This window comes from Corynebacterium amycolatum SK46, assembly GCF_000173655.1.
Lineage (GTDB): Bacteria > Actinomycetota > Actinomycetes > Mycobacteriales > Mycobacteriaceae > Corynebacterium > Corynebacterium amycolatum_A.
The window spans coordinates 155,336-165,955 of the sequence record NZ_ABZU01000003.1 but is presented as its reverse complement, the minus strand read 5'-3'; the positions used below and the strand labels follow the sequence as shown (position 1 = coordinate 165,955).

Below are 10,620 nucleotides of genomic sequence, written 5' to 3'. Positions count from 1 at the left end.
GTGCTGTCGTAGGCCAGGGACACCAACGCAAAAACTCCCGCACCAAGAAAACCTGGTGCGGGAGTTCTTAGTTGCGCTAGCGGCTACCTAGAGGCGCGCACAAGCGCACAAGCACAGATGCACAGCGGACGATTAGGAAATCGAAGCCTCGTAGATGCCCTTGACGGACTCAGCCATGGTTGCGTTGAACTCTTCGTCGGACTGTTGAGCGGACAGACCCTCAGACAGTGCACGGGAGAAGGAAGCGATCATGCCGTGGTTGCGGGACAGGCGCTCGTTGGCGTCCTCGCGCTCGTAGCCACCGGACAGGGCGACAACGCGCATGACCTTCGGGTGCTCAATCAGCGGCTTGTACAGGTCATCCTTGGTTGGGATGGAAACCTTGATCATGACCTTCTGGTCATCAGCCAGGTCATCCAGGCCAGCGAGCAGCTCGCGCAGGACGATGTCCTCAGCCTCTGCCTTGTCAGCAGCGTTGATGTCGACCTCCGGCTCCAGGATCGGAACCAGGCCGTGGGACAGAACCTGCTTGCCGAACTCGAACTGCTGAGCAATGTTGGCCTTGATGCCCTCTTCGTTTGCCTCAGCAATGAAGGAACGCATCTTGGTGCCGAAGATGCCCTTAGCGACACCGCGCTCCAGCAGCTCATCCAGACCCGGGCATGGCTTCATAAGCTGAACGCCGTTCTCCTTGTCGGCGAGGCCCTTGTCAGTCTTCAGGAACGGGACGATGCCCTTCTTTTCCCACAGGTACTGAGCGGTCGGGATTCCCTCAACGTCGCGATCCATGGTCTGCTCGAAGAGAATCGCGCCAATAATCTGCTCAGAGTTGAAGGACGGGGAAGTGATGATGCGGGTACGCATCTGGTGAACCAGGTCGAACATTTCATCTTCGTTCGAGTACTGATCCTCGTCGATGCCGTACAGGCGCAGAGCCTTCGGGGTAGATCCACCGGACTGGTCGAGAGCGGCGATGAAGCCCTTGCCCTCAGTCATCTGACGTGCCTGCTCGATGTTCATTCGAGTCCTTTCGTGAGAATGAAGGAATGTCATCTACTAGGGTAACCAAAACGGTATGAGTGCGCCGCCCGCCCATCACTCACATGGGGGAAGTCGAATCTGGTGGGAGTGTGCTGGTGAGGGCGTCGGGCGGTGTGTTGGAGTGCGCTCGCACGTGGTTTCTGGAGCTTTCCAACGTTTTCTAGTGCTTTCCGGCGCGCTACTACGCTTAACGACGCTGCCGAGCCTAATCCTTTTTACTATAGGTGTGGCGTGAATCACAGTGGGGAAATCGTAAAATTTTAAGTTGAGTGGAACAGGCTCAAGGCTGAATGCGTTATGGGTAGTGAATGACAAAGTTGAGTCAAAGGGGCGCAAGTTATGAGTTTTACACCAACAACTAAGACTGGAGAAGTTCTCCAGGAAGCTATGAAGGCCGCGACCAGCGCGGGTAACCCGGATATCCGGCCTGGGCACATTCTGGTAGCACTGCTGGAGCAAAAGGAGGGTATTGCGGCTCCACTGCTTGAAGCAGCGGGCGTTAATCCTTCTGGAGTTTTGACCCGCGCTAAGGAGTTGGTCGCTGGGTACCCGTCGGCAAGCGGGGCGAATATGGCGAACCCGCAGTTTAATAGGGACGCTGTTAATGCACTGAACGCCGCCGAGGAGCTGGCGGGGGAGCTGGGAGACGAGTATGTCTCCACGGAAATTCTGCTTATCGGTGTAGCAACTGGCCAGTCGGAGGCGGCAACTGTGCTGCAGTCCGCGGGTGCCACTGCCGAGGCGTTAAAGGGTGCGCTGACTAGCGTGCGTGGATCGAGGAAGGTAACAACGGAGAATCCGGAAGAGCAGTATCAGGCTCTGGAAAAGTATGCGACGGACTTAACCGCACGGGCACGTGAGGGCAAGATTGACCCAGTTATTGGCCGCGATGCGGAGATTCGTCGCGTGGTACAGGTCTTGAGTCGTCGTACTAAGAACAATCCTGTGCTCATTGGTGAGCCGGGCGTTGGTAAGACGGCCATTGTAGAGGGGCTGGCGCGACGCATTGTTGCAGGTGACGTGCCGGAATCTCTGAAGGGCAAGACTCTGATGAGTCTGGACCTGGGCTCTATGGTCGCCGGTGCGAAGTACCGCGGTGAGTTCGAGGAGCGCCTGAAGGCAGTTCTGGACGAGATTAAGGAATCCGACGGTCAGATTATTACCTTCATCGATGAGATTCACACCATCGTTGGCGCTGGTGCCACGGGTGATGGCTCGATGGATGCGGGCAATATGATTAAGCCGATGTTGGCTCGTGGTGAGCTGCGTCTGGTCGGTGCGACGACCTTGGATGAGTACCGCAAGTACATCGAGAAGGATGCTGCGCTGGAGCGTCGTTTCCAGCAGGTCTTTGTCGGTGAGCCGAGCGTTGAGGACGCCATCGGTATTTTGCGTGGCCTGAAGGAGCGCTACGAGGTCCACCACGGTGTTCGTATCCAGGACTCCGCGCTAGTGGCTGCAGCAACGCTGTCGGACCGCTACATCACATCCCGCTTCCTGCCGGATAAGGCTATCGACCTGGTTGATGAGGCCGCATCGCGTTTGCGTATGGAGATTGACTCCTCGCCGGAGGAAATCGACTCCGCGGAACGCATCGTGCGCCGCCTCGAAATCGAGGAAATGGCCCTGGAGAAGGAAACTGACATCGCGTCGAAGGAGCGCCTGGACAAGCTCCGTGAGGAACTTGCCGATGAGCGCGAGAAGCTCAACGCTCTGAAGACTCGCTGGCAGAACGAGAAGTCCTCAATTGATGATGTCCGCTCCGTTCGCGAAGAGCTCGATGCCCTGCGCACTGAGTCCGAAAAGGCTGAGCGCGAAGGTGACTACGGCCGTGTCGCAGAGCTGCGCTACGGGCGCATCCCTGAGTTGGAGAAGAAACTGGAGGCCGCCGAGGAATCGGTCGCTGACGCAGAGGAAAACTCCATGCTCAAGGAGGAGGTCACACCTCAGGAAGTCGCTGAAGTTGTCTCTGCCTGGACGGGCATTCCGGCTGGCAAGATGATGCAGGGTGAGACCGAGAAGTTGCTCGAAATGGAGCTCAACCTCGGCCGTCGCGTCGTTGGTCAGAATGCCGCTGTGGAGGCTGTTTCCGATGCCGTCCGCCGTTCGCGTGCAGGTGTTGCCGATCCGAATCGTCCGACTGGTTCCTTCCTGTTCCTCGGTCCAACTGGCGTTGGTAAGACGGAGCTGGCCAAGGCTCTGGCGGAGTTCCTCTTCGACGATGAGCGTGCGATGGTTCGCATCGATATGTCCGAGTACGGCGAGAAGCACTCTGTCGCTCGTCTAATTGGTGCCCCTCCCGGATACGTCGGCTACGACGCTGGCGGCCAGCTCACCGAGGCTGTTCGTCGCCGTCCGTACACCGTCGTGCTTTTCGACGAGGTGGAGAAGGCTCACCCGGACGTGTTCGATGTGCTCCTGCAGGTGCTCGATGAAGGTCGCCTGACCGATGGTCAGGGTCGAACCGTGGACTTCCGAAACACGATTCTGATTCTGACCTCCAACCTCGGTGCTGGTGGTACGCATGAGCAGATCATGGACGCGGTCAAGATGGCCTTCAAGCCGGAGTTCATCAACCGTCTCGACGATGTAGTGATCTTTGATCCGCTGACCTCCGAACAGCTGCGCGGCATTGTCGACATTCAGGTTCGCAACCTGGCAGAACGCCTGGAGGCACGTCGTCTGGTGCTGGATGTCGCCGATGGGGCACTGGATTGGCTGTCGGAGCGCGGCTATGACCCGGCCTATGGCGCTCGTCCGTTGCGTCGCCTGGTGCAGAAGGCGATCGGAGATGAGCTGGCACGTCGACTGCTCGCCGGTGATGTTCGCGATGGTGACCGCGTAGAGGTCACGGTTGCTGACGATGGCGAGTCGCTGAAAGTTGTCGGCTATGACGAGGATGGCGTAGCCCGAGTCTAGGATTCCTGATACTCAGGGTAATAACTGCTGAGCAGGCTGTCTCTTTTGTTGGGGCGGTTTGGGAGAGTTTTCTCCTGAACCGCCCCTTTTTTGTGCTTTTATTGTCCGAGTTTATGTTCCTTGTGACCGACCGTGTGGGCTTGTTGCATTCCGGTCAGTCTGGAGTGCGCCGGTATAGTGCGCAAATATGACTAACTTTCAGTGGCGACCAGCGACAGACTCCGACCGTCCCTTCATTGCCTGGATGGACGAACTAACGGAAACATTCGGAGATGAAAGTAAGCCACTGCCGGAAGATTATGTAGTCACGAGGCGTCAATACGTCGACCAGTGGGATGCGAGTCAGGGCGGGGTTATCCTTTTCGCCACTTCGCTTGACGACGCTGACCTCGAGTCGCTCAGTAGCGACATGACCAGCACTGACCCGTTTGAACCGCGAGTTTCTCGCGAAACTACTTACAGTGCGGCCGCTATTAAGGCGGAATGGTTGGAGCGCGGGGATTCGTCGTCAAGCGAAGAGCACGAAAGCTATGAAGTGCCGGTGGGGGCGGCCTGGCTGCGTACGTTTACGCAGGACGATCCGGGGTACGGTTTTTTGGAAAATGGGATTCCTGAGGTGGCGATTGCGCTGCGTCCGGGTGTTGTCGGGCGCAGGCTGTCGCAGCCGATGATTGCGGGACTCCTTGAGTATGCGCGTGAGCTGGGGTACCCGGGGGTTAGCCTGGCTGTCCATGATGCCAACCCGCGGGCGGCGAAAGCTTATGTGAAGGCGGGGTTTGAGCTGGTGGGGCGCTCGAGTTTCCCGGACCACGATGTGATGGCGGTGCGGTTTTAGGTTTTCCGCGTGCAGTTTTTGGTGGGGACTGCGCGGGTTGGTGGGGTGTTCAAGCACTGGAAGCGTGGCAGCGTTTCGGAAAAAAGTTCGAAAAGTTCGGCTTAGGGGTTGTGTAATGTCGAATGGGTGTACGATAATGTGGGTGAGGGAAATTAGTTAGTCCATTTGGGGATTCGGATTGCTAGCGTTTTAAAAGGGGGTGGGGGGAAATGTCTACACCATCGGCGCCAAATAGCAGTGGACCGCTTTCGACATCGCAGGTCTTAGATGCGGTTGCGCAGTTTGAAGCTCTGTCGACAGTTATCGTGGAGAACTTCGAAGTACTTGCACCGGATCATGCGCACGACGCATATAAGTCGATTGAGAAAGCGCGAAAACGGCTTGCAGTTATTGATGCGACTTATGTGGAGACTATGAAGGGGCGGATGCCCAGCGCGGAGCATCGAAAGATTGCGTGGTTAGCGCAGGAGATGCGAATCTCGCGAGCAGAAGCGAGACAGCGAATTAATGTCGTCGGGCGTCTGAGTAGGAGTGTTGATCCGTTTGCTCCGGCGAATGAGGATGTCCGAATGCCGAACCTTCGTCAGAAAGTTGAGGAAGGTGTTGTCGGTGCGGATGCTGTTGCGAAGATTGACAAAGCCGTTCGCGAGCTGCCGGCAACGGAGCACGCGGAGTTGTCTAGGCTGCTGGACAAGCACATTGCAGATTTGGTGGACAAGGTCCGTGTTGATGATCTCAACCAATTGCCCAATCGCCTGCGGGCGATGTTGGGGGTTGATGACCCGTATACGGATGAGGACCGTGCTCGGAAACGAAGCCTAAAAATCAGTGCTCAGGGGCCGGACGGCATGAGCCGGTTGAGCGGTGTGGTTACGCCTTCGTTTGCAGCGGTGCTCAAAAGGCTGCAGGCAGATCATGCGCGACCTGGCGGGTTACTCGAAGAAGGTGCCGATGACCAGCGGAATCCGGAGCAACGTTTCCATGATGCCGTGGAAGCGGCGGTGAACGGGGGCTTTCAACCAGGCGGTGAGCTTCAGCCGGCGCGGGGGACGACATCCGTGGTCACCGTCGCGCATATCGCAGATGTGGCAGCGTTAGCTGGAGTCTCCTTGCCTGATGGGAAAGATTTTGTCCTTCCTGGATCGAGCAAAGCGGTCTCAGACGCGGGAGTGCGAATTTCCATTAGTCAGGCCGTGCAACAGATGGTTGATAGAAATTCGTTCCTCCAAGTCTTGGGGAATGAGGGGCAGACCTTGTACTTTGGTCGGTCCCGCAGGCTGGGGACTTTGCCGCAGTATCTGGCCCTTCTTGGAGAGGAAGGAGGTTCCTCCGCGCCGGGCATGGGCACTCCGGGAGCTATGTGTGATGTTCACCATGTGCAGTCGTGGGCTTCCGGTGGTGGCACTGACCTGGATAATCTCACGTTGGTTGATCCGGGTACGCATCGAAAGATCGATGATGCTCGATGTGATGAAAATGCTTGGTGGACGCTCCGGCCGGATGAGGTACCGGAGATTCTAGGAACTGACGAAGGGGACGGAGTTAGCGGGGAGTGCGAGCCGGCCTCTACTGATCGTGTGGTCTGGGTGCCCCCGAAAGACAAGGAAGGAAACCGGAAAGCAGAATCCAATGAGGATCCCGATACGTTCGATAGTCCGGGACGCTGGTTGCGTCGTAAAGCGCGAGAGAAACGAGCGGGGGACGCAGCGGATGGCAATGGCGAGACGGGACAGGATCCCGGTGGGTAGTCGGATGGGAGGGTGGGGGCGCCCTGGCTTAGAGGCCGATCTTCCGCTTCGTAGTCAGCTTTGCGTTGATGAAGCGGTTGAGGAACGGGGCGCCGACGCTGGCGGCGTAGTACAGCAGTTTCGTCTGCAGGCCGACAGGGAAGTGAACCTTAGTGATCTTGCCCTGCTTGTGGTCGATGCAGTCGACGATTGCGTTGGCGACATCATCTGGCGTGATTCGAATGCCCATGCGCTTGGTGCCGTCGGTGCTGACATTTTTGAGCATAGGGGTGTTGACGTAAAGCGGCCAGACTGCCTTGACATCGATGCCATGGGGTTCCCACTCGACCTCGAGTGCCTCCGTGATGCCGCGAACGGCGAACTTGGTGGCGGAGTAGGTGGCCATGTCTGGGGTGCCGTAGATTGCTGACGCCGAGCAGAGATTGATTACCTGCCCGCGTGAGCCCTTGAGGTAAGGGAGAGCTGCGCGGCAGCCGAAGTGGACGCCCTTCACATTGACATCGATTAGCGCGTTGTCTTGCTCGTAGGATCCCTCCTCGAATGGAGTGCCGTAGAGGATACCGGCGTTGTTGATTAACACATCCAGGCGTCCTGCCCTATCCACGAACTGCTTCAGCGCGTCCTCCCACTGCTGCGGATTGGTGACATCGAGAGTGCCAACGACCGCGTTCTGGTGGTCCGCTGCCCATTTCTGGTCACCAGAGATGTCAAAAACTCCTACGGTGTAGCCACGGGAAAGCAGTTTTTCTGAGGTGGCACGGCCGATCCCACGTCCTGCGCCAGAGATGAAAACGGTCAGTCGTTCAGCAGTTTCAGACATATTCCCAGTTTAGCCGGGCTTGGCTGTGCATCATTGAGGGTTTGCAGAACCCCGCCCCCCAAGAGCGTGAGGCGTAATCCGACACCTTCCCAAGCTCCTAGTTTTAATAACGTACATATCGCGCTACTAAGTCAATCGATTTAGAATCCGAGATTATGACAACATCCATCTCGGTACAAGAGCTTCGTGACAAGATTGCCGGCGGCGGTCGTATCGTCGTCGTTGACGCACGCTGGTCGCGTGCCAAAAAACCATATGACTCGTACGCCACGGCTCACATCCCACTGGCCGTGTTCTGTGATCCCGAGTTGGACCTAGCAGGTGTTCCCAGCCGAGAAGCTGGTCGCAACCCGTTGCCGGATATCGAGCGTGTGCGCGATGCCGTCCGTCGATGGGGAGTCCGCTCGGAACATCTGGTGATCGTCTACGACGCGGGCGATGGACTGTTCGCGTCACGTGCTTGGTGGATTCTGCGCTGGGCGGGTTTGGAGAATGTGCGTGTCCTCACCGGCGGGTTAGCCGCTTGGGAAGCAGATGGAAACGAGACTGCCTTCGGTCCCGGCAATCTGCCGCAGCCTGGAACGATTGCGGTGAGTGAGGGCAATATGCCTGTTGCCAGCCTCGACGACGTACGCACCTGGTCTGAACGTGGAATTTTGGTGGATGCGCGTGAGCCCAGCCGCTTTGAAGGCCGCAGTGAGCGCGTCGATTTGCAGGCGGGTCACATCCCGGGTGCCGTGAACCTGGCGGCTCGCAGTCTGCAAAATGCCGACGGCTCCTTCCTGCCTGTTGAGCAGCTCCGTGAGCGCTTTGCCTCCGTCGGTATCGAAGACGGTCGTAATGTAGCGGTCTACTCCGGTTCTGGTCTTCATTCCTCGCTGTTCATTCAGGCCATGGTAGAAGCGGGCATCACGGGCGCCTCTCTGTATGTCGGAGGCTGGTCCCAGTGGGCTGGCGATCCGAGCCGGCCTATCGTCCGTTTCTAAGCGACTCCGGACGGGCGTGTGTCCGGACCAGGGCGTATCGCCCCAGGGAACCCCTGACGTGCCGTTCATGTGGCTTTTGCCCCGCGCCCTTACGGTCCTAGATAGCCCTGTACGCTCTCGCCGCGGGCATTGGTATTGCGCCAGACGGGGGACGGCATCTTGTCGCTGACCAAATAGAACGGCTTCTGGCTTAAGCTAGGAGATTAATGATTCCCCTAGTATTCACCCTCGCAGCGATCCTCATCATCGCCGCAGTCGCGCTGTTCGTTGTCGACCGCCGCCGTCGCAGTACAAGTGAGACTGCTGTGGCGCTTCCGTCATCACCATCGCTTTACGACGAGCCCTCGGACTCCACCGGCGAAGTAACCGGTGTGGCGGCAGAAGATGTTGTGTCCGAACAGCCGGATTCTTTAGGGCAAGGCAGCTCTGAGACAGCTTCTGTGGTGAGACCGAATGTCGCAGCTGATGCTGACTCTGAGGTTGTCGCTGAGACTGGTTTTGCCGCTGATGCTGACTCTGGAACTGAGGTTTCGACGACCGAACTGGGGACTTCAGCTGTAGAAAAGATGCCGACGGAGCCTGAATCTGTCTCGGGAATCGAGCCGGGGGGCCCTGCTGAAATGCCCGAAGCAGCAGAAGACGCGGGAGCTTCCGAAACATCGGAAGCAGCAGCTGACCTGAATGCGGGAACGGACGTGACTCTCCGAAGCGGCGCGGCGTCCGGCGCGGAGTCCGGCACAGAACTTGGCGAAGGGCCTGGCGCAGAGCCAGCCGAGTCCGTGACTGCTGAAGATACCGATACTACGGATGAGTTCAAGACAGATTTAGTGGGCGACGCCGTTGCCACAGAGGCCAACAGCTCCAACGCTGCTGATGCTCGCACTGGAGCTGTTGCCGGTACAGAATTCCAGGCTGCGTCCGGCGATAATGCCGAGACTGGCGAAGTGCCGCAATCATCCGATTTTGCGGCGCACACCCAGGCCACCCAGGAAACCAATGCCGCCCAGCCCACTGAGCCCACCCAGCCCGCGCAACCGCAGCGCGCCCAGCAGCAGTCAGTGGCCCCTGTCCGTCGACGTATCAGCGGTCGCCGTGTGCGTCACTTGCGGAAGGCCTGGGCGCAGGAACGTAATTCTGTCTACAACCGTGTGGACCATGAGCTGCCGTCGTACTGGCAGCGCACGCCGGACGGCGATGCCAAGGCCGTAGTCTCCGGTTTCGCCTTTGGCCGGGAAATGCACCTCGCCGATGTCGGCGGCATCACCACCATCGCCATCCGCCGCTCTGTATCCAGCGATGAGGTTTTCGAGCTGCGCCGCAGCGGCGGCACGACGCTGCCTCACGTAGCCACCGAAGCCGGCCTGGTAGTCGCAGCTACTGACCCAGAGCTCATTCATCGCATCTTTGACGACCGTGCAACCCGCATGCTTGCCGACGTGCACCCTGCCATTACCCGCATGTGGTCCGAAAACTCCTGGTCCTTGGCTCAGCTGATTGATAATTCAGTGCCAGAAGACTGGGACGGTGCACTGGCATCGCTGTCGGACTTCTCCGACATTGCACGCAGGTTGCCACCGGCGGAAGGCGAAACCGTCGCTCCGGATACTAATCAGTGGGATCCCACTCGTTTGCAGCTCACCGAGCAGTCCGTTGACTCTGGTTCCTTGATTTCGGATGGAACCGGGCGTGGGCACTTGCACGCTGTACCAGACCAGCGTCGCAACGGTTCTGCTAACCATGAATCGCAGAATCACAGCTCACAGAACGGGCATGCCCAGAGTCACAGCGCGCACAATAGCAAGGGCGAAGAGCCGCTGGACGTTGAGGAAATTGTTTACGCAGATTCTCCTTCGTCCTCTTCCGCTGCCACCGCGGATGCAACCACGGATGATTCGCAGTGGTCGTCGCAAAGCAATGCACAACCCACGGTGGTGCAGGCGATTGACGGTTCGTCGTGGCGCCCTACGCGGGATACACCGCTGGATCCGACGGCGCTGCCTTCGCGGTCAACGGCACGAAAGATGGGTGCAAACGTTGGTGAGTCGGAGGACATTGGGGATTCTGGCCAGCAGATTCCTGCGCTCGGTGAGGACCCCGAACATAGCCGGTTGCGCTCGAACCAGGGGCGTGTGGTGCGATCAAATGTGAAGCCCGCCAGTATTTTTACCGACGCCGCCCCAGACCTCGACAGCAGCGACGACCCCAACGAAACTGTATCCGAGGACAAGGGCGCAACCCCTGATTCCGCGGACGAGTAGAACCAGACATATC

General features: G+C 58.3%; 7 protein-coding genes. 5 read left to right on the top strand and 2 right to left on the bottom strand.

Features of this window, described 5'->3' with window-relative positions:
* Positions 1 to 132: 132 nt before the first annotated feature.
* A complete protein-coding gene (locus CORAM0001_RS03990; RefSeq protein ID WP_005510124.1) occupies positions 133 to 1,020 on the bottom strand; it encodes a fructose bisphosphate aldolase in 888 nt (295 codons plus the stop codon).
* A 360-nt stretch (positions 1,021 to 1,380) separates the two neighbouring features.
* Here CORAM0001_RS03990 and clpB point away from each other — a divergent pair, with 360 nt between their 5' ends.
* The 3 genes from clpB (at position 1,381) to CORAM0001_RS03975 (ending at position 6,543) form a co-directional block, all read left to right on the top strand.
* The gene (clpB, locus tag CORAM0001_RS03985; protein ID WP_005510141.1) at positions 1,381 to 3,960 is read left to right on the top strand and encodes an ATP-dependent chaperone ClpB; all 2,580 of its coding nucleotides are present in this window, start codon (positions 1,381 to 1,383) and stop codon (positions 3,958 to 3,960) included.
* Positions 3,961 to 4,147: 187 nt separating this feature from the next.
* On the top strand, positions 4,148 to 4,795 hold the full coding sequence (locus CORAM0001_RS03980; protein ID WP_040361092.1) for a GNAT family N-acetyltransferase: 648 nt from the start codon (positions 4,148 to 4,150) through the stop codon (positions 4,793 to 4,795).
* A 209-nt stretch (positions 4,796 to 5,004) separates the two neighbouring features.
* Positions 5,005 to 6,543 (top strand): HNH endonuclease signature motif containing protein, encoded by a 1,539-nt coding sequence (locus CORAM0001_RS03975; protein ID WP_005510211.1) that lies wholly within the window; start codon positions 5,005 to 5,007, stop codon positions 6,541 to 6,543.
* 28 nt (positions 6,544 to 6,571) lie between these two features.
* Here the strand turns inward: CORAM0001_RS03975 and CORAM0001_RS03970 are convergent, their stop codons facing one another.
* On the bottom strand, positions 6,572 to 7,363 hold the full coding sequence (locus tag CORAM0001_RS03970; RefSeq protein WP_005510079.1) for an SDR family oxidoreductase: 792 nt from the start codon (positions 7,361 to 7,363) through the stop codon (positions 6,572 to 6,574).
* A 155-nt stretch (positions 7,364 to 7,518) separates the two neighbouring features.
* Here CORAM0001_RS03970 and CORAM0001_RS03965 point away from each other — a divergent pair, with 155 nt between their 5' ends.
* Both CORAM0001_RS03965 and CORAM0001_RS03960 read left to right on the top strand, forming a co-directional pair.
* A complete protein-coding gene (locus tag CORAM0001_RS03965) occupies positions 7,519 to 8,349 on the top strand; it encodes a sulfurtransferase (protein ID WP_005510133.1) in 831 nt (276 codons plus the stop codon).
* Positions 8,350 to 8,555: 206 nt separating this feature from the next.
* Positions 8,556 to 10,607, top strand: coding sequence for a hypothetical protein (locus CORAM0001_RS03960; protein WP_005510248.1), 2,052 nt, complete (start codon positions 8,556 to 8,558; stop codon positions 10,605 to 10,607).
* The last annotated feature ends 13 nt before the right edge of the window (positions 10,608 to 10,620 follow it).